This window comes from uncultured Nocardioides sp. (assembly GCF_947489365.1).
Lineage (GTDB): Bacteria > Actinomycetota > Actinomycetes > Propionibacteriales > Nocardioidaceae > Nocardioides.
Window position 1 is genome coordinate 429392 of the sequence record NZ_CANLDB010000003.1, and the last position, 21007, is coordinate 450398.

General features: G+C 74.5%; 22 protein-coding genes. 13 read left to right on the forward strand and 9 right to left on the reverse strand.

Annotation, left to right across the window (positions count from 1 at the left end):
- Positions 1–33: 33 nt before the first annotated feature.
- Positions 34–627 (reverse strand): nitroreductase family protein, encoded by a 594-nt coding sequence (locus tag Q0858_RS11195; RefSeq protein ID WP_299054046.1) that lies wholly within the window; start codon positions 625–627, stop codon positions 34–36.
- Between the two features lie 11 nt (positions 628–638).
- Between Q0858_RS11195 and Q0858_RS11200 the strand changes: the two genes are divergently transcribed.
- Genes Q0858_RS11200 through hutI form a run of 3 tightly spaced genes read left to right on the forward strand, consistent with a single transcriptional unit; the run spans position 639 to position 4413 of the window.
- Positions 639–1862: an allantoate amidohydrolase gene (locus Q0858_RS11200; RefSeq protein WP_299054049.1), complete on the forward strand. Its 1224-nt coding sequence runs from the start codon at positions 639–641 to the stop codon at positions 1860–1862.
- Positions 1859–3229: a formimidoylglutamate deiminase gene (locus Q0858_RS11205; protein ID WP_299054052.1), complete on the forward strand. Its 1371-nt coding sequence runs from the start codon at positions 1859–1861 to the stop codon at positions 3227–3229. The genes Q0858_RS11200 and Q0858_RS11205 overlap by 4 nt, the downstream gene beginning before the upstream one ends.
- Positions 3226–4413 carry an imidazolonepropionase gene (gene hutI, locus Q0858_RS11210; RefSeq protein ID WP_299054055.1) on the forward strand — a complete coding sequence of 396 codons (1188 nt, stop codon included), beginning with the start codon at positions 3226–3228 and terminating at the stop codon, positions 4411–4413. The genes Q0858_RS11205 and hutI overlap by 4 nt, the downstream gene beginning before the upstream one ends.
- A 10-nt stretch (positions 4414–4423) precedes the next feature.
- Here hutI and Q0858_RS11215 read toward each other — a convergent pair whose 3' ends face one another.
- From Q0858_RS11215 to Q0858_RS11230, 4 genes are read right to left on the reverse strand one after another with little or no spacing between them, the layout of a single operon-like run.
- A complete protein-coding gene (locus tag Q0858_RS11215; protein ID WP_299054058.1) occupies positions 4424–5323 on the reverse strand; it encodes an alpha/beta hydrolase in 900 nt (299 codons plus the stop codon).
- A 10-nt stretch (positions 5324–5333) separates the two neighbouring features.
- Positions 5334–5807 carry a hypothetical protein gene (locus tag Q0858_RS11220; protein ID WP_299054061.1) on the reverse strand — a complete coding sequence of 158 codons (474 nt, stop codon included), beginning with the start codon at positions 5805–5807 and terminating at the stop codon, positions 5334–5336.
- Between the two features lie 59 nt (positions 5808–5866).
- The gene (locus tag Q0858_RS11225) at positions 5867–6976 is read right to left on the reverse strand and encodes a glycerate kinase (protein ID WP_299054064.1); all 1110 of its coding nucleotides are present in this window, start codon (positions 6974–6976) and stop codon (positions 5867–5869) included.
- 56 nt (positions 6977–7032) lie between these two features.
- Complete coding sequence (locus Q0858_RS11230; RefSeq protein ID WP_299054067.1) at positions 7033–7485, reverse strand: hypothetical protein; 453 nt, start codon at positions 7483–7485, stop codon at positions 7033–7035.
- 180 nt (positions 7486–7665) lie between these two features.
- Between Q0858_RS11230 and Q0858_RS11235 the strand changes: the two genes are divergently transcribed.
- Positions 7666–8256 carry a hypothetical protein gene (locus tag Q0858_RS11235; protein ID WP_299054070.1) on the forward strand — a complete coding sequence of 197 codons (591 nt, stop codon included), beginning with the start codon at positions 7666–7668 and terminating at the stop codon, positions 8254–8256.
- An 81-nt stretch (positions 8257–8337) separates the two neighbouring features.
- On the opposite strand, the gene Q0858_RS11240 is transcribed toward Q0858_RS11235, so the two are convergent.
- The 4 genes from Q0858_RS11240 to Q0858_RS11255 form a co-directional block, all read right to left on the reverse strand.
- Positions 8338–9348 (reverse strand): cation diffusion facilitator family transporter, encoded by a 1011-nt coding sequence (locus Q0858_RS11240; RefSeq protein ID WP_299054073.1) that lies wholly within the window; start codon positions 9346–9348, stop codon positions 8338–8340.
- 17 nt (positions 9349–9365) lie between these two features.
- Positions 9366–10025 carry a GAP family protein gene (locus tag Q0858_RS11245; protein ID WP_299054075.1) on the reverse strand — a complete coding sequence of 220 codons (660 nt, stop codon included), beginning with the start codon at positions 10023–10025 and terminating at the stop codon, positions 9366–9368.
- A gap of 3 nt (positions 10026–10028) precedes the next feature.
- Positions 10029–10373, reverse strand: a complete 345-nt coding sequence (locus tag Q0858_RS11250; RefSeq protein ID WP_299054078.1) for a rhodanese-like domain-containing protein — start codon at positions 10371–10373, stop codon at positions 10029–10031.
- A 268-nt stretch (positions 10374–10641) separates the two neighbouring features.
- Entirely contained in the window at positions 10642–11472 is an 831-nt protein-coding gene (locus Q0858_RS11255) for an aldo/keto reductase (RefSeq protein ID WP_366916008.1), read from the reverse strand.
- 190 nt (positions 11473–11662) lie between these two features.
- Between Q0858_RS11255 and dnaK the strand changes: the two genes are divergently transcribed.
- The 9 genes from dnaK to Q0858_RS11300 all read left to right on the forward strand — a co-directional run bounded on the left by dnaK (position 11663) and on the right by Q0858_RS11300 (position 20993).
- Positions 11663–13531, forward strand: coding sequence for a molecular chaperone DnaK (dnaK, locus tag Q0858_RS11260; protein ID WP_299054084.1), 1869 nt, complete (start codon positions 11663–11665; stop codon positions 13529–13531).
- The gene (grpE, locus tag Q0858_RS11265; protein ID WP_299054087.1) at positions 13528–14139 is read left to right on the forward strand and encodes a nucleotide exchange factor GrpE; all 612 of its coding nucleotides are present in this window, start codon (positions 13528–13530) and stop codon (positions 14137–14139) included. The genes dnaK and grpE overlap by 4 nt, the downstream gene beginning before the upstream one ends.
- Positions 14140–14222: 83 nt before the next feature.
- On the forward strand, positions 14223–15386 hold the full coding sequence (dnaJ, locus tag Q0858_RS11270) for a molecular chaperone DnaJ (protein ID WP_299054091.1): 1164 nt from the start codon (positions 14223–14225) through the stop codon (positions 15384–15386).
- Positions 15387–15391: 5 nt separating this feature from the next.
- A complete protein-coding gene (locus tag Q0858_RS11275; RefSeq protein WP_299054543.1) occupies positions 15392–15829 on the forward strand; it encodes a helix-turn-helix transcriptional regulator in 438 nt (145 codons plus the stop codon).
- Between the two features lie 72 nt (positions 15830–15901).
- The gene (locus Q0858_RS11280) at positions 15902–16789 is read left to right on the forward strand and encodes a hypothetical protein (protein ID WP_299054094.1); all 888 of its coding nucleotides are present in this window, start codon (positions 15902–15904) and stop codon (positions 16787–16789) included.
- A 118-nt stretch (positions 16790–16907) separates the two neighbouring features.
- Entirely contained in the window at positions 16908–17717 is an 810-nt protein-coding gene (locus Q0858_RS11285) for an alpha/beta fold hydrolase (RefSeq protein WP_299054097.1), read from the forward strand.
- A gap of 67 nt (positions 17718–17784) precedes the next feature.
- Entirely contained in the window at positions 17785–18981 is a 1197-nt protein-coding gene (locus tag Q0858_RS11290) for a cupin domain-containing protein (RefSeq protein ID WP_299054100.1), read from the forward strand.
- A gap of 166 nt (positions 18982–19147) precedes the next feature.
- The gene (locus Q0858_RS11295) at positions 19148–20218 is read left to right on the forward strand and encodes a hypothetical protein (RefSeq protein ID WP_299054103.1); all 1071 of its coding nucleotides are present in this window, start codon (positions 19148–19150) and stop codon (positions 20216–20218) included.
- Between the two features lie 40 nt (positions 20219–20258).
- Positions 20259–20993 carry an SDR family oxidoreductase gene (locus Q0858_RS11300; protein ID WP_299054106.1) on the forward strand — a complete coding sequence of 245 codons (735 nt, stop codon included), beginning with the start codon at positions 20259–20261 and terminating at the stop codon, positions 20991–20993.
- Positions 20994–21007 lie beyond the last annotated feature (14 nt).

Genomic DNA, 21007 nt, shown 5'->3' on the forward strand with positions numbered 1-21007 from the left:
CCGGGTACGCCGGACCGGTGGACTGACGGGGTGTCAGCGACCCCAGCGCCCGCGGTGGACGAGCTCGTCCGCGTCGCGCCGCGCGCGGCGGGTCGGGGAGCCGGACGCCCCCACCTCCGCCGGGTGGCCCACGGTGACCGCGCCCGTCGGGACCAGCCCCGCCGGGACGCCGTACGCCGCCCGCAGCGCGTCCCACGACCGCGCCGGCACGCCGAAGAAGCAGGCCCCGAGCCCCTCGTCGACGCAGGCCTGCAGCAGCAGCAACGCCGCCATGCCGGCGTCCACGTGCCACCACGGGACGTCGAAGGACTGGTCGGCGCGGGCCTTGTCGGCCTCGGCGTAGCGGTCGCGGTACGCCGCCTCGTCGGCCCACACCACCACGACGACAGGTGCGCCGCGCATCCCGTCGAGCCAGCCGCCGGCCGCGCCGGGCTCGGCCGTGGCGGTCCAGAAGCCCGCGACCCCGTCCGGCTCCGTGAGCACCAGCAGCGACGTGCCCTGCGTGAAGCCGGCGCTGGGCCCGCGCAGCGCGGTGGCGACCACCCGGTCGAGGACGACCGGGTCGACGGGCTGCTCGGCGTACCGGCGGACCATGCGGCGACGACGGACGACCTCGGCGAACTCCATGGGAGCGGATCATGACCTTCGAGCAGATGTGGCGCGACCTCGCCCCGGTCGGGCGGTCCGCCGCGAGCGGCGGCTACTTCCGCCAGCCGTGGACGTCCGCCGAGACCGAGCTGCGCTCGTGGTTCGTCGAGCAGGCGACCGCGCGGGGCCTCCGGCTCGTCGTCGACGCGCTCGGCAACCAGGTCGCGTGGTGGGACTTGGCGCAGGGTCCCGCGGACGACGGCGTCCTCACCGGCTCCCACCTCGACTCCGTCCTCGACGGCGGCGCGTACGACGGCCCGCTGGGCGTGGTGAGCGCGTTCGCGGCCGTCGACCGGCTGCGCGAGCGGGGCCACGCGCCCACGCGGCCGCTCGGCGTGGCGGCGTTCGTCGAGGAGGAGGGCTCCCGCTTCGGGCGTGCCTGCCTCGGCTCGCGGCTGGCCGTGGGCGCGGCGTCGTGGGCGGATGCGCGCGAGCTGGTCGACCGCGGCGGGGTGGTGCTGCCCGACGCGCTCGTCGCCGCCGGCCTCGACCCGACGCCGCTGGAGCGCGGCGACGACGTCGACGTCCTCGCCGGCGTCGCGGCGTACGTCGAGCTGCACGTCGAGCAGGGCCGCGACCTGGTCCATCGCGACGTGCCGGTCGCGCTGGGGTCGCAGATCTGGCCGCACGGGCGGTGGCGGTTCGACTTCACCGGGGAGGCCAACCACGCCGGCACCACGCGCATGGAGGACCGGCGCAACCCGATGCTCACCTACGCCATGACGGCGCTCGCGGCGGACAAGCAGGCGCGGCTCGCGGACCTGCGTGCGACCTTCGGGCGCGTCGAGGTCAGCCCCAACGGCGTCAACGCCGTCCCCGGCCGGGTCAGCGCCTGGCTGGACGCCCGCGGAGCGGACGACGCGGCCGTGCGGGCGTTGGTGGCGACGGTCGAGCGGCAGGCCACGGAGCGGGCCGACCGCGACGGGACCGCCGTCACGGTCACCGCGGAGTCCGTGACCGCTCCCGTCCATTTCGACGCCCACCTGACCGCCCGCATCGACGCCGCCGTGGCCGAGGGGGGCGGCCTGCCGGTGATCCCGACCGGCGCCGGTCACGACGCCGGCGTGCTCGCGGAGGCGGGGATCCCGACCGCGATGCTGCACGTCCGCAACCCCTCCGGCGTCTCCCACGCGCCCGGCGAGCACGCCGAGACCGCGGACTGCCTCGCCGGGGTCGAGGCGCTCGCCGACGCGCTGGAGCGGCTGACCGCATGACCGCCCACCTCCTGCAGCGGGCGGTGCTGCCCGACGGCGTGGCCGACGACGTGCTCGTCGTCGTCGAGGACGGCCGGTTCGCCGAGGTCGTCCCCGGCGCCGACCGCCCCCGCCGCGCGCTGGAGGTCCCGGGCCTGACGATCCCCGGCCTCGCGAACGCCCACTCCCACGCCTTCCACCGCGCGCTCCGTGGCCGCACCCACGCCGCCTCGACCGGGGGCGAGGGCTCGTTCTGGACCTGGCGCGAGCAGATGTACGGCGTCGCCGCCCGCCTCACGCCGGAGACCTACCTGGTGCTCGCGCGGGCGACGTACCGGGAGATGGCCGCCGCGGGGATCACGGCGGTCGGGGAGTTCCACTACCTGCACCACCGGCCCGACGGGACGCCGTACGACGACGAGGACGGCGGGCCGAACGCCATGGGCCTCGCCCTGGTCGAGGCGGCCCGGCAGGCCGGCGTACGCCTCACGCTGCTGGACACCTGCTACCTCGCCGGCGGGTTCGGCGAGCCGGTGAGCGGCCCCCAGGTCCGGTACGACGACGGCTCGGCCGCCGCGTGGCGCCGCCGCGTCGACGCCCTTGAGGCCGCCGTCGGCGACCGGGACGACGTGGTCGTCGGCGCCGCCGTCCACTCGGTCCGGGCGGTGCCCGCCGCGGAGATGGGTGAGGTCGCCGCCTGGGCCGCCGAGCACCACCGGCCGCTGCACCTGCACCTCTCGGAGCAGCCCGCCGAGAACGACGCCTGCCTCGCCGCGACCGGCCTCACCCCGACGGGGCTGGCGGCGCGGGAGGGGCTGCTGGGTGAGCGGACGTCCGTCGTCCACGCCACCCACCTCACCGACGACGACGTCGCCACCCTCGGAGCCGCGCGCGCCCACGCCTGCTTCTGCCCGACCACGGAGCGCGACCTCGCCGACGGTGTCGGACCCTCGGTGCCGCTGCGCGAGGCGGGCGCGCGACTCACGCTGGGCTCCGACAGCCACGCGGTGATCGACCTCCTCGAGGAGGCGCGTGCCGTCGAGCTCGACGAGCGACTGGTCTCCGGGCGGCGCGGCCACTGGTCCGCCGCGGACCTGCTCGCCGCCGCCACCGCCGACGGCCACGCCAGCCTGGGCTTCGGCGACGCCGGCCGGATCGAGGTCGGCGCTCGCGCCGACCTCGTCACCCTCGACGACGCGAGCGTCCGCACCGCGGGGACCGGGGCCGACCTCGGCACCGCCGTCTTCGCCGCCGCGGCCGAGGACGTCCTGCGCACCGTGGTCGACGGCCGCGTCGTGTTCCGCCGGGCCGACCGGTCCGCCCTCGGCCGCGAGCTCGCGGCCGCGATCTCCGCCGTCATCTCCGACGTCAGCGAGGACCCGCGATGACCACCACCCTGCTCACCGGCATCGGCGAGCTCGTCACCAACGACCCGGCGCGGGCCGACGCCGGCCCGACCGAGGGCGGACTGCTCGGCCTGGTCCACGACGCCGCCGTCGTCCTGGACGGCGGCCGCGTGGCCTGGGTCGGACGGGCCGCCGACGCGCCCGCCGCCGACCTCGCCCACGACCTGGGCGGGCGGGCCGTGCTGCCGGGGTTCGTGGACTCCCACAGCCACCTCGTCTTCGCCGGCGACCGGTCGCAGGAGTTCGAGGCCCGCATGACGGGGACGCCGTACGCCGCCGGCGGGATCCGCACCACCGTCGCCGCCACCCGCGCCGCCACCGACGAGCAGCTCGCCGCCACCGTGACGCGCCACGTCGCCGAGATGCGCCGGCAGGGCACGACGACCGTCGAGATCAAGAGCGGCTACGGGCTCACCGTCCGCGACGAGGCGCGGTCGCTCGCCATCGCCCGCGGGGCCACCCCGGAGACCACCTTCCTGGGCGCCCACGTCGTCCCGGCGGACGTGGAGACATCTCGCTATGTCGACATCGTGACCGGCCCGATGCTGGAGGCGTGCGCGCCGTACGCCCGGTGGATCGACGTCTTCTGCGAGACCGGCGCCTTCGACGCCGACCAGGCACGGGCGATCCTCGCGGCGGGTGAGGTGGCCGGGCTGCGGGGCCGCCTGCATGCGAACCAGCTCGGTCCCGGACCCGGCGTGCAGCTCGCCTGCGAGCTCGGCCTCGCCGCCGTCGACCACTGCACCTACCTCGACGACGCGGACGTCGACGCGCTCGCCGACTCCGGCACCGTCGCGACCCTGCTGCCCGGGGTCGAGTTCTCGACGCGCCAGCCGTGGCCCGACGCCCGCCGCCTGCTCGACGCCGGGGTCCGCGTGGCGCTGGCGAGCGACTGCAACCCGGGCTCGAGCTACACCTCGTCGATCCCGTTCTGCGTCGCGATGGCCGTGCGCGACATGGGGATGAGCCCCGCCGAGGCGACGTACGCCGCCACGAAGCGGGGCGCCGACGCGCTGCTGCGCGAGGACGTCGGCGCGCTGGTGCCCGGGATGCGCGCCGACCTCGTCGTCCTCGACGCGCCGTCGTACCTGCACCTGGCCTACCGTCCCGGCGTCCCCCTCGTCGCCGCCACCTGGCTCGCCGGCCGCCCCCTCACCGCCGGGTGAGGCGCCCGGCTCAGGCCAGGTACCGACGCAACGTCAGCACCGCGTCGGCGAACCCGGAGGGGTCCTCCTGCGGCGGGTTGTGGCCGACCTCGACGAGCCGGTGCTCGACGAGCTGCGTGAAGTGCTCCCGGTGGGCCGCGGTCGTCGACGGCGGTGCGATCGGGTCGGCCGTGGAGTCGACGACGATGGTCGGGACCACGACCGGGGGCTGGGCCGCGATCGTCCGCTCGGACCGCTCGTGGTCGGGGTGGCCGGGCACGAGGGCGTAGCGGTGGCGGTAGGAGTGGACGACGGTGTCCACGAAGTCCGGGTTGTCGAACGAGGCGGCCGTCCGCGCGAAGACCTCGTCGCCCGGTGACCAGGTCGGCGACCACTCGTCCCACAGCTGGCGGGCGAGCTCCCGGCGGTAGCGGTCGAGGCCGCGGCGGCCGTGCTCGGAGTGGAGGTACCACTGGTACCAGAGGCGGCTCTCGACCGCGGGCTCCGCGGGGGTGGTGGCCATCGTGGCGACGTCGTGGACGTTGTAGCCGCCCACGGTGACGAGCCCGCCGACCAGGTCGGGCCACAGGAGCGAGGCGACGCACGCCGCGCGCCCGCCCCAGTCGAAGCCGCCGACCAGGGGTCGCTCCAGGCCCAGCCCGGTGACGAGGTCGCGCAGGTCCTGGGCGAGGGCCGCCTGGGCGCCCGAGCGCAGGACGTCCAGGTGCACGTAGCGGGTGGGGCCGTAGCCCCGGAGGTACGGCACCACCACGTCGGCGCCGGCCGCGGCCAGCAGCGGGGCGACCCCGTCGTAGCACCGGGGGTCGTACGGGAAGCCGTGCAGGAGGACGACGGGCCACCCGCCCGGTCCGCCGTGCCGCTCGTAGGCGATCTCGACCTGGCTGCCCCGCACGACCCCGATGTCGCTCATGGGTCCATGCCTACCCGACGGCGGGCTCGGCCTCCAGGGACGCCAGGACACGCTGCGCGACCCCACGGTGCACGGCGGTGACGTAGACGGCGACGTCACCCGCGACCTCGTACCCCGACCACCGGCGCGGGCCCGGGGCGGGAGGGTCCGGTCGTACGCCGGGTCCGCGCGCGGCGTCGTACGTCGCCGACGCGTAGAAGGACACCCCGGGGCCCTGCCCGCAGGCGTCGTCCGCGGAGACGGTCCAGTGCTCGTACTCGAACTCGCACCCGCCGAGGTCGGCGCGGTGCCAGGAGGCCGGGATCTCGACGTCGAGGCCACGGTGGTCGATGGTCTGCCACCCCGGCGAGCGCCCGTCGTCCCGCGGCGGCGCCTCGTACGTCGCCGACGCGGCCAGCGCCACCGCACCGGCCACCACCGGGAAGGCCAGGGCGACGACCGTCGCCGTACGACGTGTCCAGGTGTCCGCGGACCTGATCCCCATGTCCACTCAGACGCCGTGGGGACCGGATCGGTTGCATCGCACCCCGAACTGCCGACGCCCTAGAGGGTGAGCGCCACCTGGGCGGCCACGCGCTCGAGCAGCAGGGCCGCCTCGGCCATCGAGCGCGCTGGGTCGGGCTCGAGGTCGAACAGGGCCCAGGCCCGGGTGATGCCGGCTCCGGCGAGCTCGGCCTCGGTGAGGGTCGAGACGCCGCAGACGGCGACGACCGGGACGCCGTGCCGGGCGGCGGCCGACGCCACCCCGACCGGGGCCTTGCCGTGCAGCGACTGGGCGTCGAGGGAGCCCTCGCCGGTGATGACCAGGTCGGCGCCGACCACCCGCGCCTCGAACTCCGCGAGCTCCAGCATCGTCTCGATGCCCGGGCGCAGGTCGGCGCCGAGCAGGCTCATCGCGGCGAAGCCGGCGCCACCGGCGGCCCCGGCGCCCGGCGAGCTACGCAGGTCGCGGCCGGTCTCCGCGGCCACGAGGTCCGCCCACCCGGACAGCGCCGCGTCGAGCCGTCGTACGTCGCCGGGCGTGGCGCCCTTCTGGGGCCCGTAGACCGCCGCGGCCCCCCGCGGACCGCAGAGCGGGTTGTCGACGTCGCTGGCCACGGTCACCGTCACCCCGTCCAGCCGCGACCGCAGGGCGGTGAGGTCCAGCGACGCGGCCCGCTCCAGTCCGGCGCCGCCGAGGGGGACGGGCGAGCCCTGCGCGTCGAGGACGCGGCCGCCGAGCCCGACGACCAGCCCGGCGCCCCCGTCGGTGGAGCTCGAGCCACCGACGCCGAGCACCAGCGAGGTGCAGCCCGCGTCGATCGCGGCGGCCATGAGCTCGCCCGTGCCGATCGGCGAGGCGGTGAGGGGCTCGAGCCCGGACGGCAGCCGCGACAGGCCGGACGCGTCCGCCATCTCCACCACGGCCACGTCGCCCGAGCGTGCGTACGCCGTGTCGACGGGCTCGCCGGTCGGCCCGGTGACCCTCACGGGGACGCGGGTGAACCCGGCCTCCAGCGCCGCCACGAGCGTCCCGTCGCCGCCGTCGGCGACGGGCACCCGCTCCACGACCAGGTCGGGACGCTCGGCGCGCAGGCCGCGCTCGAGCGCCATGCACACCTCGGCCGCGGTCAGCGAGCCCTTGAACTTGTCGCACGCCAGGACGATCCGCATGCCCACGATCCAAGCGGACGCCGTGCCGGAGTCACCACCGCGCGGCGGCCGGGCCCTCAGAACGCCTCGGGGTCGACCGACTCCGCCACGGTCTCGAAGACGTCGGTGAAGCAGGAGTAGTCCGCGATGTCGACGGCGGCGAGCAGTGCGGTCTCGGTGCCGTCCGCCGCGGCCCAGGCCCACGACTCGCACACGGTCCGCAGGTCGGTGGCGGCCTGCCACCGCCGGTAGCGGACCGTCCGGCCCCCGTCGTCCAGGAAGTGGTCGTCCTCGTCGAGCAGGGACGCGTCGACGTCCGTGGGCGTCGACGAGCGGGCCAGGACGAGCGCGGGACGGCTCCCGGACGCGGGGAGCCGCCGGGGGGTGACCGCGGCGAGGACGCCGACTGCGGCGGGGAGCCCCGGGACGAGGTCGTCCGGCGGCGAGGCGGGGTCGAAGGACACCCAGCCGCTCGGGAGACGCACGGCGCGGGCGGGGGGACGGGGTCGCGACAGCGGGGTGGTGGTCATGGGCCGACGCTAGGAACGGGCTGGCCGCGGCGACAGGGCCCGCCGCGGGGCCTGTGGACGAGCGGGTCCTCCCGGCGCCTGTGGAGGCCGGATGGCCATTCTTGGCCGACTCCACGACAATGAACAGGTACGCCGCGCGGGCCGGACCGCGCGGCCGGCAGACGTCGAGCAACGGGTGGGGTGTCGAGGCACGTGCGGGACGACGAGAAGCGGTCGATCTGGACCGGTCTGATCGCGCTGGTCTCCGTGGGCCTCGTCGTCGGCCTGGTGGCCGGTGGCGCGACCTTCTTCGGGGCGCGCTTCCTGGGCCTCGACGACACGGCCACCCAGAGCTCCAGCGAGGGCCCCGGTGCCCGGCTCGAGATGCCCTCCCCGGAGGAGACCGAGCCCCCGGACGGTCCGCTGTTCACCCTCCCCGGCGGGCCGCCCGACGAGGAGACGACCAACGAGCCGTCCCCCACCGAGGAGGAGTCGGAGTCCGAGGAGCCGGAGGAGGAGATCTCCCTCCAGGCGGGGTCGTCCGAGGTCTCCCCGGGCGAGCAGATCGACCTGACCGGCGTCTACCCCGGCGGCGAGGGCGCCAGCCTGCTCGTGCAGCGCTTCGAGGGCGGCGAGTGGGTCCAGTTCGGCACGGAGCCCATCACGGCCAGCGTGACCGGCGAGACGTTCAGCACCTTCATCATCACCTCGCAGACCGGAGAGAACCGGTTCCGCGTGCTCGACACCGGCAACGACGAGGCCTCGAACGAGGTCACCGTCACCATCGCCTGACCGGGATCCCCGGAGGTCGAGGTGCGAGGCCGGCCACGGCCGAGCCACGAGACCCCGGGACCGAGCCGGCGCCGTACGCCGTCACGCCTCCTCGCGGTACCACTCCGGCAGGGGCTCGGGCGTGAGCGAGGCGGTGTCGTCGGGGCGTGCGAGGGTGACGATGGCGCGGACGACCTCGGGGTGCTGCTCCAGGGCGTCGGCGACCTCCCACAGCTGCGTCGCCGCGGCCGACTCGGGGACGTCACCGACCAGGTCGACGGCCGCGACGAGGAAGATCTTCTCGGCGCCGACCCACTCCATGCGCAGATAGCTCACCCGCTCGACGGCGGGGTGGTCGAGCAGCCGCGTCAGGGCGTGGTGGCGGGCCAGCGGGGTGACGGCCTCCCCGGTCAGCAGGTCGAGGTTGCGGTCGATGAGGAACAGCGCGACCAGGGCCAGCAGCACACCCACGACGATGGAGCCGACGGCGTCCCACGCCGCCTGGCCGGTGACCTGGTGCAGCACCATCGCCGCGGCGGCCACGACGATGCCGACGAGGGCGGCGGAGTCCTCGAGGACGACGGCCCGCAGCATCGGGTCCGAGGTCTCCCGGACGTACCGCACCGGGTGCAGCCGGCGACGTCGCGCCCCGCGGCGGGTCTGGCCGAACGCCTGCAGGAACGAGGTGCCCTCCAGGAGGAACGCGACCGCGAGGACGCCGTACGCCCAGCCGTACTGGGCGGTCGAGGGCTCGGCCTCGGGGGAGACCAGGGACTGGACGCCGTGCCAGATCGAGACGGCGGCGCCAACGGTGAAGAGGCCGAACGCGGCGAACATCGACCAGACGTAGCCGACGCGGCCGTAGCCCAGGGCGTGGGTCTCGTCGGCGGGCTTGGCGGCCTTCCGGGTGCCGACGAGGAGGAACACCTCGTTGCCGGTGTCGGCCCACGAGTGCGCCGCCTCGGCGACCATCGCCGCCGAGCCGGTGACCACCGCCGCCACCGACTTCGCGACCGCGACCAGCAGGTTCGCGGCGAACGCGACGACCACCGTGAGCGCGCTCTCGCCGCCCTGCGAGCCCTGGGAGCCCTGTGAGCCCGTCTGCTCCGCCACGCCCCCAGGCTGCACCCTCAGCCTGTGACCAGGCGGACCAGGCCACGCAGCACGAGGAACACGCCGCCGGCGGCGGCGAGCACGACGAGGATCCGGCGCGAGTGACGGCGGAAGACCCCCTCGACGGCGCCGAGGACGCGAGCCGCCGGACGAGGTGCCGCCGCCGCCAGGGTGGGCGGCAGCCAGGCGGGCAGGGCGAGGAGCAGGACCAGCAGGGCCGCGAGGACGACGGTCCCGCCACCGCCGAGCCGCGCGGAGACGACGTCCTTCGCCGCCGCGGCGGTGAGGGCAAGTGAGGTGACGTCGGTGACCATCGAGAACGCCCCGAACGCGAAGGCCCCCGCCGCCCCGCGGTGCGGGGTCCGCCGCGTCGTGCGGGGCCGTGGTGCGCGCCGGGGCCACCGGTGCACGGCCACGGCGACGCTCACCAGGAGCAGGCCGAGCAGGACGTCGGTGGCACCGTCGACGCGCGGCAGGGTGGGCAGCGACACCGACCGGCCCAGCGTCACCAGGGCGCCGACGTACGCCGCGGCGACCAGGAGGGCGCCGACGGCGTAGGCCCAGGACCGGCGGGTGCCGCCCCGGCCGGCCATCAGGACCGTCTGCTCCGTCAGCATCACGGGGCTGACGGCTGCCGCGAGCCCGAGCGGCAGGACGCCGAGCAGGACGTGCTCCACGCCTCAGCCCTCCTGCGACCTCACGCCCCGCAGGCCGCCGTCGAGGTTGACGACGTCGGTCCAGCCGAGCCGACCGAGCGTGTCGGCGCCGAGGGAGCCGCGGCCGCCGCCGTTGCAGTAGGTGACGACGGGGGTGCCCGGGTCGCCCAGCTCGGCCGCGCGGTCGGTGAGCTCGCCGAGCGGGATGTTGACGGCGCCGTCCAGGTGGTCGGCGGCGTACTCGTCGGGCTCGCGGACGTCGACCACGACCCGCGCACCGGGCGCCAGGGCGTCGGCGGGGGGCGCGTGCCGCACCCGCTCGCGTGCGGCTGCGGCGCGGGTGGCGAGGTCGTCGGTCGGCTCGGTCATGTCGCTCCTGGGGTCGGGTCGGGTGGCGAGGACCCCAGTCTCACCGACGCGCGACCAGCCGCTCGACGACGCCCAGCGCGAACCGCTCCCGCTCGACGACCTCGAGCCCGAGGTCACCCGGCAGCAGCGAGGGCCGGCACCTCGCCCCGCGTCGTGCTCCTCCACCCGCCCACCGTGGACGCGACGACGCCCCCGGCCGGGGGCCGAGGGCGTCGGTGGCACACGGGTGGCGCCGGTCGCGCAGCGCGTCAGCGCCTCGCGGGTGCGGTCACTCCGGGATGTAGTCGAAGACGTCCGGGTTCGGGCCGGTGCGGCCGTCCTCGCCCTTGTCGAGGGCGCTGATCGCGGTGACCTCGTCGGGGCTCAGGCGGAAGTCGAAGATGTCGAAGTTCGCCTGGATGCGCTCCGGGGTCACCGACTTCGGGAAGATGATGTCGCCCCGCTCGATGTGCCAGCGCAGCGTGACCTGGGCGGTCGACTTGCCGTGCTTCTTCGCGATCTCGGTGATCGTCGGGTCGTCGAGGACGCCGCCCTGCGCGATCGGGGACCACGCCTCGGTGGCCACGCCGAGCTTGGCGCCGGCCTCGCGGGCCGCCTCGTTCGTGAAGTAGGGGTGCACCTCGATCTGGTTCACGGCCGGGACGACGCCGGTCTCCTCGACGATGCGACGCAGGTGGTCGGGCTGGAAGTTGCTGACGCCGACCGAGGAGGCCTGCCCGGCGGTGGCGAGCTCCGCCATGGTCTGCCAGGTGGCGACGTAGTCGCCGCCGTAGCGGGTCGGGAGCGGCCAGTGGATGAGGAACAGGTCGACGCGGTCGAGGCCGAGCAGCTCGAGGGACTGCGCGAACGACGAGCGGACGGCGTCCGGCTGGTGGTTGGAGTTGTTGAGCTTGGTGGTCACGAAGATCTCGTCGCGCGGGAGTCCGGACTGGCGGATGGCCTGGCCGACCTCGTGCTCGTTGCCGTACATCTGCGCGGTGTCGATGTGGCGGTAGCCGACCTCGAAGGCGTTGAGCACGGCCTTCACCGTGTCGGCCGGCTCGATCTGGAAGACGCCGAAGCCGAGCTGCGGGATGGGGTGCTGCGAGTTCAGGGACACGGTGGGAACGGTCATGTGAGCGGGAACAACTCGTGCACGACGGGCATTCCGCCCGGACGCACGACGAGCGTCACACACCCCAGCAGCAAACCTGAGTTGAGTCCACTCAGGTTTCCTGTCAGACTCGCGGCATCGCTTCCCGCACCGGGGAGCCCACCACGGCACAGCCCACGATCAGCAGGAGGACCCCATGGCACGAGCGGTCGGTATCGACCTCGGCACGACGAACTCCGTCGTCGCCGTCCTGGAGGGCGGCGAGCCCACCGTCATCGCGAACGCCGAGGGCGCGCGGACCACGCCGTCCGTCGTCGCGTTCAGCAAGTCCGGCGAGGTGCTCGTCGGTGAGGTCGCCAAGCGTCAGGCGGTCACCAACGTCGACCGCACCATCCGCTCGGTCAAGCGCCACATGGGCACCGACTGGAGCGAGAAGATCGACGACAAGTCGTTCAACCCCCAGCAGATCAGCGCGTTCGTGCTGCAGAAGCTGAAGCGCGACGCGGAGGCCTACCTCGGCGAGACCGTCACCGACGCGGTGATCACGGTCCCGGCGTACTTCTCCGACGCGCAGCGCCAGGCCACCAAGGAGGCCGGTGAGATCGCGGGCCTCAACGTGTCCCGCATCGTCAACGAGCCGACCGCGGCCGCGCTGGCCTACGGCCTCGACAAGGGCGACGACCAGACCATCCTCGTCTTCGACCTCGGTGGCGGCACGTTCGACGTGTCCCTGCTCGAGATCGGCGAGGGCGTCGTCGAGGTCAAGGCGACCTCCGGCGACAACGTCCTCGGCGGCGACGACTGGGACTCCCGGGTCGTCGAGTGGATGGTCAAGAAGTTCAAGGACAACAACGGCGTCGACCTCGCGGCCGACAAGATCGCCAAGCAGCGCCTCCAGGAGGCCGCCGAGAAGGCGAAGATCGAGCTGTCCTCCTCGTCCGAGACCACGATCCACCTGCCGTACATCACCCACGGCGAGTCCGGCCCGCTGCACTTCGAGGAGCGCCTGACCCGCTCGGAGTTCCAGAAGCTCACCTCCGACCTGCTCGAGCGCACCAAGACCCCGTTCCAGCAGGTGCTGAAGGACGGCGGCGTCGCCGTCGCCAACATCGACCACGTGGTCATGGTCGGCGGCTCGACCCGCATGCCGGCCGTCACCGACCTGGTCAAGGAGCTGCTCGGCGGCAAGGAGCCCAACAAGGGCGTCAACCCGGACGAGGTCGTCGCCGTCGGCGCCGCCCTCCAGGCCGGCGTCCTCAAGGGCGAGGTCAAGGACGTCCTGCTCCTCGACGTCACCCCGCTGAGCCTCGGCATCGAGACCAAGGGCGGCGTCATGACCACCCTGATCGAGCGCAACACCACCATCCCGACCAAGCGCTCCGAGGTCTTCACCACCGCCGACGACAACCAGCCCTCGGTCGAGATCAAGGTCGCCCAGGGCGAGCGCCAGATGTGGAACCAGAACCAGCCGCTCGGCAACTTCGAGCTGACCGGTCTGCCCCCGGCGCCCCGCGGCGTGCCGAAGATCGAGGTCGCCTTCGACATCGACGCCAACGGCATCGTCCACGTGTCCGCGAAGGACACCGCCTCGGGCCGTGAGCAGTCGATGACGATCTCCGGCGGCAGTGCCCTGAACAAGGACGACATCGACCGGATGGTCAAGGAGGCCGAGCAGTACGCCGAGGAGGACGCCAAGCGTCGCGAGGCCGTCGAGACCCGCAACCAGGCCGACAGCCTCGTCTACACGACCGAGAAGTTCCTCACCGACAACGCGGACAAGCTGCCCGACGAGGTCAAGACCGAGGTCCAGACCGACGTCGACGCCCTCAAGGCCACGCTCGAGAACGACGAGGCCACCGCCGAGGAGCTCTCCGCGGGCGTCACGAAGCTCAACGAGTCGAGCCAGAAGATGGGTGCCGCGATGTACGCCGCCGCGGAGGCCGACCAGGCCGCCGCGGGTGGCAGCACCGGCGCCACCGGCGAGGCCGACGACGACGTGGTGGACGCCGAGATCGTCGACGAGGAGCCCGAGCAGGGCGACAAGCCCGAGGGTGAGTCGAAGTGACGGCTGGCGACCAGCAGCCCGACCCGGTCGACCCGACGACCGCGGCCGGCTCCTCCGAGGAGCCGGTCGAGGTCTCGGCCGACCCGGCCGACCTCGGTGACCTGGGCGACCCGGCCGACGAGGTCGAGGGCGCCGACGACACCGTCGAGTCCTCGGCCGGTGACCCGGCCGGCGACGAGCTGGCCGTCACCCGCATGGAGCTGGCGGAGCGCACCGCGGACCTGCAGCGCCTGCAGGCCGAGTTCGTCAACTACAAGCGCCGCGTCGAGCGGGACCGCGAGATGCTCGCGCAGAACGCGACGTACAAGGTGCTCGCCCCGGTCGTCGAGGTGCTCGACACCATCGACCGGGCCCGCGAGCACGGCGAGGTGGACGGCGGCTTCAAGAGCGTCGCCGACCAGCTCGAGCGCGTCGTGGCGCAGCAGGGCCTGCTCAGGTTCGCCGAGCCCGGCGACGCTTTCGACCCCAACCTCCACGAGGCGCTGTCCCACCTGGGCGGCGACCCGGAGGTCGAGGTCACCTCGGTGAAGACGGTCGTGAAGGCCGGCTACCGCATCGGGGACCGCGTCGTCCGCGCCGCGCAGGTCCTGGTCGTCGACCCGGCCTGAGCACCGGCAGCACGGCCCGGACGCACAGCACGACCCCCCACCCTGACCGCACACCCTGAACCCACCTGTGAGGGAGGTGTCCCGTGGCGAACGCCGAGTGGTTGAACAAGGACTTCTACGCCGTCCTCGGCGTCGCCAAGGACGCCACGTCCGCCGACATCAAGAAGGCCTACCGCAAGCTGGCGCGGGAGAACCACCCGGACTCCAACCCGGGTGACACCGCCAAGCACGACCGCTTCAAGAAGGTCGCGGAGGCCTACGACGTCGTCGGCGACGCCGCCAAGCGCAAGGAGTACGACGAGATGCGCGCGGCGGGGCCCGCCTTCGGTGGGTTCCCCAGCGGTGGTCAGGGTGGGGGCTTCGACCTCTCCGACCTCTTCGGGGGCGGTCGCGGGGGAGCCGGCCAGCCCGGCTCCGGCGGGATGGGCGACGTCTTCGGCGACCTGTTCGGCCAGACCGGCGGTCGTCGTACGACGGGCCGGGCGCGCCCCACGAAGGGCGCGGACGCCGAGACGACCGCGACCATCGGCTTCACCGACGCCCTGGACGGCGTGACCATCTCTCTTCGCCTGTCCAGCGACTCCGCGTGCCCGACCTGCTCGGGCAGCGGCGGCAAGCCCGGCACCCGGCCGCACATCTGCACGGAGTGCGAGGGCGCCGGCTTCGTGTCCGGCCGCCAGGGCGGTGCCTTCGCGATGACGGAGACGTGCCCGGCGTGCGGCGGCCGCCAGCTCGTGTACGACGAGCCGTGCCCCACCTGCCAGGGCTCCGGCCGTGGCCGCTCCGACCGCTCCGTGCAGGCCCGCATCCCCGCCGGCGTCAAGGACGGTCAGCGGATCCGGCTGAAGGGCAAGGGCGCCAAGGGCGAGAACGGCGGTCCCCACGGCGACCTGTACGTGACGGTCAAGGTCTCGTCCCACCGCCTCTTCGGCCGCAAGGGCGACAACCTCACCCTCGAGGTGCCGGTCTCGTTCGACGAGGCCGCGCTGGGCGCGGAGATCAAGATCCCCACCATCGGTGGCGCGCCGGTGACGCTCAAGATCCCCGCCGGGACGCCGAACGGCCGGACCTTCCGGGTCCGTGGCCGCGGCGGCCGCAAGGCCGACGGCACGAACGGCGACCTGCTGGCCACCGTCGAGGTGCAGGTGCCCGCCCGGCTCGGCACCGAGGCGCGCGAGGCCCTCGAGGCCTACCGGGAGGCGGTCGGGGAGACTACGCTCCGCGCCAACCTGTTCGAGAAGGCGTGACCATGATGGACGCACCCGTGGACCGGCCCGGTGGACCGCCACCTGAGGCCGCCGTCTACGTCATCAGCGTGGCCGCCCAGCTGACCGGCCTGCACCCGCAGACCCTCCGCACCTACGAGCGGATGGGTCTCATCACGCCGCAGCGCACCGCCGGTGGCGGTCGTCGCTACTCGGGGCGCGACATCGACCAGCTCCGCGAGATCGCCCGGCTGACGGGCTCCGGGATCGGGATCGAGGGCGTGCGCCGGATCATGGACCTCGAGCACCACGCGCTCGCGCTCGAGCACCGCAACCACGAGCTGCAGGCCGAGCTCGAGGCCACCCGGCAGGCCCTGCGCGAGGCCCTGTCCGCCCGACCCACCCCGCTGCCGGCCTCCCGCCTGCCCGCCCTGCTGCAGCAAGAGGCGCCCGGGTCCCTCGTCGTCTGGCGCCGCGGGCGCTGACCGACGATCTCCCGACAGCCCTGTCGGAGGAGCCCCACCCGGTCTACCCTCCCGCTCAGGGGAGGGGGAACCGTGGCCGAGCCGACGCTCTGGTGGCACCACCACCGCATGACGGCGCCCTCCCGCGCGCCCCACGAGCGCTGGGTCGTCGGCGAGCACCCCTGGGGTTCGAGCCTGTGGGACTGCCCCACCCGCCGTGAGCCCGACCGTCGGCTGCGCGTCGTCGAGGTGTCGGTGGCCGAGCCCGGCGCCCCCGTGGCCGCCGCCGTCCACGCCGTCCTCGACCGCCTCCCCGCCCCGCGGTGGCGCGAGCCGTGGGACCGGTGGGGGTGGTTCGGCCTCTCCCGACGTCCGGCGGGCCGCACCGCGAAGCTCCCGTTCACCGGCCGCATCCACCTGGCCGACGCGCTGTGCCACCGGGCGAGCGACCACCACCTCCCGCACGCGCCCGAGGTCGCCCGGGCCGTCCGGGCCGCGCTGTGGGGGTGCCGGGCCCAGGACTCGCTCACCTCCAACGCGCTGAACCGCTGGCTCGCCGACGTCGACCGCGCCGACGAGCTGGCGACGGGGATCGCGATGTACGCCCGCTCGATGGTCGGTGCGCCGGCCGCCCACGCGGCGGTCGTGACCCGGGCGGCGGCGCTGACCCGGGACCTCGTGGACGCCACGGCGAGCGACCTCGAGCCGGTACGACGGGAGGCCGTGACGCAGCTCCGCGCCCTGCTCGACGGGTGCCGCGAGGCCCACCACGCGCGGGAGGCGCTCGAGGCCGCCCTCGCGCGGGCCTCGCGGGAGCCGGTCCTCCCCGACCTCCGCCTCGCCGCCGCCGACGCGGACCGCGACGAGCGCCGCCACCGGGTGAGCGAGGTCCTGCGCGACCTGCGCGCCGAGGTCGTCGTCCTGCGGGAGGTCGACGCCGAGCTCCACGACACCCGGGAGCGCCCCGCCACCGCAGGGTGACCCCGTGAGACGTGAGACGGCCTGGTGCGGCGGTCTCGCGGCTCGGTCGCGGGGCGACCTCGCACCTCGACCACCGGGGTGACGCGCACACCGATGAGTTCCGGCGGGACTCCCGGTCATGACCGCCATGACGACCACCACCGGCCACGCCCCCGTCGGCGACCTGAGCATCTACCACGAGATCCACGGTGAGCCGTCCGGGCTGCCGCCCGTCCTGCTGCTCCACGGCGGCCTGTTCGACGTCGACCTGCAGTTCGGCGGCATCATCGGCGGCCTCGCCGCCGACCGGCAGGTCGTGGCGATGGACCTCCAGGGTCACGGCGGCACGAACGACGTCGACCGTCCGCTGCGCCCCGAGCACCTCGCGGACGACGCCGTCGGGCTGCTCGACCACCTCGGCATCGACCGGGTCGACGTCGTCGGCTACAGCCTGGGCGGTGCCGCCGCGCTCTCGCTCGCGCTGCGCCACCCCGACCGGGTGCGCCGGGCGGTGCTGTCGTCGGTCTCCTTCAACGCCGCCGGCCTGCGGGGGCAGAACGAGGAGGCGGTCGGCGAGCTGACGGTCGACATGATCGCCGGGAGCCCGATGGAGGCGACGTACCTCGCGAAGTCGCCCCACCCCGACCGCGAGCACCTCCAGGGCCTGCTCGACAAGCTCGGTCGCGTCTTCGAGGGCATGGACTGGACCGACGACGAGGTCCGCTCGATCGCCGCGCCCACCCTGGTCACGGTCGGCGACGCCGACATGGTCACCCTCGACCACGCCGTGGAGTTCCTCCGCCTGCGCGGCGGCGACGTGAACGGCGACTTCGACGGCCTCCCCGCCTCGCAGCTCGCGGTGCTGCCGGGCACCACCCACTTCGGCGGGTACGCGAACCCCGAGCTGGTGCTGGCGGTCCTGCGGCCGTTCCTGTCGGTGGCCGACTGACACCCGCGGAGGAGCCTGGAAGAGTCCGTCCTGCGCCACACCGTGGTGGCGCGGGAAGGACGCGACGATGGCTCACTACCAGCGCGTGGGCGCCGTACCACCCAAGCGGCACACGCAGCACCGCGACGACGACGGTGCGCTCTACTCCGAGGAGCTGATGGGGGAGGAGGGCTTCTCCTCCGACGCCTCGCTGCTCTACCACCGCCACGTCCCGTCGGCGATCCGCTCCGCGCGGACGTGGGAGCTGCCCGACCAGACGACGCGCCCCAACCACCCGCTCGTGCCGCTCCACCTGAAGCTCCACACCCTCTTCGAGGGCGAGGCCTGGCGCGACGTGGACGCCGTCACCGGACGCCGCCTCGTGCTCGCGAACTCCGACGTCCGCATCTCGTACGCCGCCGTCGGGGCGACGTCCCCGCTCTACCGCAACGCGGTCGGCGACGAGTGCGTGTACGTCGAGGACGGCACCGGCCGCATCGAGACCGTCTTCGGCGACCTCGAGGTCGGCCGCGGCGACTACGTCGTCGTGCCGCGCGCCACCACCCACCGGTGGGTGCCCTCGGGCGACGGCCCGCTGCGCCTGTACGCCGTCGAGGCCAACAGCCACATCGCCCCGCCGAAGCGCTACCTGTCGAAGTACGGCCAGTTCCTCGAGCACGCGCCGTACTGCGAGCGCGACCTGCGCCCGCCGACCCCGCCGCGGGTCGTCGACGACACCGACGTCGAGGTCTACCTCAAGCACCGCGGCCACGGCCCGGGCGGCCTGGCGGGGACGGTGCACGTCGTCCCGCACCACCCGTTCGACGTGGTCGGCTGGGACGGCTGCCTCTACCCCTACGCCTTCAACGTCGACGACTTCGAGCCCATCACCGGACGCGTCCACCAGCCGCCGCCGGTCCACCAGGTCTTCGAGGGCTGGAACTTCGTCATCTGCAACTTCGTGCCGCGCAAGGTCGACTACCACCCGCTGGCCGTCCCGGTGCCGTACTACCACTCGAACGTCGACTCCGACGAGGTCATGTTCTACGTCGGCGGCGACTACGAGGCCCGCAAGGGCACGGGCATCGGCATCGGCTCGATCTCCCTGCACCCGGGCGGCCACGCCCACGGCCCGCAGCCCGGCGCCGTCGAGGCCAGCCTCGGCGCGGAGCGGTTCGACGAGCTCGCGGTCATGGTCGACACCTTCAAGCCGCTCGAGCTCGGCGAGGCCGCCCTCGCCAGCGACGACGGCGCCTACGCGTGGTCCTGGGACAAGAACGGCTGACGGCCCCGGAGATCGAGGTGCGAGGCGGCCACGGCCCTCCCCGGAGATCGAGGTGCGAGGCCGGCCACGGCCGAGCCACGAGATCCCCGCACCTCACCGGGGCACGTCCCACCGAGGGTTAGCCTCGACAGCCGGCGGGCAGGCTGCACCTCGGAGGTGAGACATCGTGACGCAACCGGCGTTGTGGTGGCAGCACCACCGCATGCGCCCGCCGGTCATGGGGCGGGAGATGCGCTGGGCGGTCGCCCGCTACCCGTGGGGGGTCGCGGTGTGGGAGAAGCCCCTGCACTGGGTCGCCCCGGCGGGGATGCGGGTGGTCGACGTGGTCGTCACCGACCCGACGGCCCCGATCGACCTGGCCCAGGCGCACGCGGTCGAGCGGCTGCCGCGCCCGCCGCGGGCCCAGCGGGTGGCGAGCGCGCTGCCCTTCCCCGCCAGCGCCCGGTCCGTCACCGCCGCCACCGTGGTCGCGCTCCTCGTGCTCCTCGTCGTGACCTTCCAGACGGCGGCGTCGCCGGCCCTGGGGCGCTCGGACGGCCTCGTGCTGCTGCTCCTCGCGGGCCTGCCGGCCGTGGTGGCGGCCCTCGCGCTGGCCGACCGCGTCCCGCCCCACCACCACCCGGCCGCCTGGCGCCGCCGGGGCCACGACGCCGCGTCCGTGCCGTTCACGGGCCGGATCCAGCTGGCCGACGCGCTCTGCCAGCGCTCCGCGCACCAGCCGTACGCCGCCGAGCTGCGGCACGCCGTCCGTGCCGCGCTGTGGGAGTGCCGGGCCGACCGGGCGGCCCACCACGAGGGCCGGCCCCGCCTCGACGCGTGGCTCGACGACCTCGACGAGGGTGACCGCCTCGCCGCGGAGGTGCTGGAGCACGTGCCGACCGCCACGGACCCGGGCCCGGGCACGGTGGTCGGCCGGGCCGCCGAGGTCGTGCCCGAGCTCGTCGCCTCCCTGGCGACCCCCTCGCCGGGACAGCGGGCCGGGGCCCTGCGCCAGCTGGCGGAGCTCCGCGACGCCTGCGAGGAGGCGGTGGCCGCCCGGGAGTCCCTCGCCCGCACGGTCGACGCCGTCGCCCACGAGCCCGAGCCGACGTCGCTGCTCGGGCGCAGCGAGCGGGCCGAGTGGGTCGCGACGCGGGTCGAGGACCTCCTCGGCGACCTCCGCGCCGAGGCCACGATCCTGCGCGAGGTCGACTCCGAGCTGCGCACCCGCGACGGCGGCGACGTCCACGGTCGCTGACCCGCCGGGCGGGGCGCGCCCGGCGTGTCAGCATGGCCGGATGAGCGGACTTCAGGGACGACTTTCCGGGGTGCGGGTCGCGGTGACGGGCGCCTCCAGCGGCATCGGCGAGGCGACGGCGCGCGCGCTGGCCGACGAGGGGGCGCGGGTGGCGCTGCTGGCCCGTCGTACCGACCTGCTGGAGGACATCGCCGCAGACATCGGCCCGTCGGCGACGGCGTACCAGGTGGACGTCACCGACGCCGCGGCCGTGCGCGACACCATCGCGCGGGTCGCCGAGGACCTCGGTGGCATCGACGTGCTGGTCAACAACGCCGGCGTCGGGTCGATGTCGCTGGCCGCGGACGCCGACCTCGACGAGTGGCACACGATGGTCGACGTCAACCTCCACGGCGTCCTGCACGCCAGCCACGCCGCGCTCCCGCACCTCGTCGCCGCGGCGCAGGGGGAGCGGGGGATCGCCGACCTCGTGACCGTCAGCTCGGCGAGCGGACGCCGGGTGCCGAAGGCCACCTCCAACGTGTACGCCGCCACCAAGCACGCCGTGGGTGCCTTCTGCGAGGCGCTGCGGCTCGAGCTGGGGCCGCAGCAGGTCCGCGTCGGCCTCGTCGAGCCCGGCTTCGTCGTCACCGACATGACCAGCGACCAGGACTTCGGCGAGCTCGAGGCGCTGGAGGCCTCCGACGTGGCCGACTCCATCGTCTTCATGGTCACGCGCCCGCGACGCCATGCGGTCAACGAGATGCTGATGCGGGCGGTGGGTCAGTCGAGCTGACCCGGTCGGGACCC

Excerpts from the sequence above, each read along its gene's own strand:
- Q0858_RS11195 (WP_299054046.1), bottom strand. The coding sequence starts at position 627 with ATGGAGTTCGCCGAGGTCGTCCGTCGTCGCCGCATGGTCCGCCGGTAC.
- Q0858_RS11200 (WP_299054049.1), top strand. The coding sequence starts at position 639 with ATGACCTTCGAGCAGATGTGGCGCGACCTCGCCCCGGTCGGGCGGTCC.
- Q0858_RS11205 (WP_299054052.1), top strand. The coding sequence starts at position 1,859 with ATGACCGCCCACCTCCTGCAGCGGGCGGTGCTGCCCGACGGCGTGGCC.
- hutI (WP_299054055.1), top strand. The coding sequence starts at position 3,226 with ATGACCACCACCCTGCTCACCGGCATCGGCGAGCTCGTCACCAACGAC.
- Q0858_RS11215 (WP_299054058.1), bottom strand. The coding sequence starts at position 5,323 with ATGAGCGACATCGGGGTCGTGCGGGGCAGCCAGGTCGAGATCGCCTAC.
- Q0858_RS11220 (WP_299054061.1), bottom strand. The coding sequence starts at position 5,807 with ATGGGGATCAGGTCCGCGGACACCTGGACACGTCGTACGGCGACGGTC.
- Q0858_RS11225 (WP_299054064.1), bottom strand. The coding sequence starts at position 6,976 with ATGCGGATCGTCCTGGCGTGCGACAAGTTCAAGGGCTCGCTGACCGCG.
- Q0858_RS11230 (WP_299054067.1), bottom strand. The coding sequence starts at position 7,485 with ATGACCACCACCCCGCTGTCGCGACCCCGTCCCCCCGCCCGCGCCGTG.
- Q0858_RS11250 (WP_299054078.1), bottom strand. The coding sequence starts at position 10,373 with ATGACCGAGCCGACCGACGACCTCGCCACCCGCGCCGCAGCCGCACGC.
- dnaK (WP_299054084.1), top strand. The coding sequence starts at position 11,663 with ATGGCACGAGCGGTCGGTATCGACCTCGGCACGACGAACTCCGTCGTC.
- Q0858_RS11275 (WP_299054543.1), top strand. The coding sequence starts at position 15,392 with ATGGACGCACCCGTGGACCGGCCCGGTGGACCGCCACCTGAGGCCGCC.
- Q0858_RS11285 (WP_299054097.1), top strand. The coding sequence starts at position 16,908 with ATGACCGCCATGACGACCACCACCGGCCACGCCCCCGTCGGCGACCTG.
- Q0858_RS11290 (WP_299054100.1), top strand. The coding sequence starts at position 17,785 with ATGGCTCACTACCAGCGCGTGGGCGCCGTACCACCCAAGCGGCACACG.
- Q0858_RS11300 (WP_299054106.1), top strand. The coding sequence starts at position 20,259 with ATGAGCGGACTTCAGGGACGACTTTCCGGGGTGCGGGTCGCGGTGACG.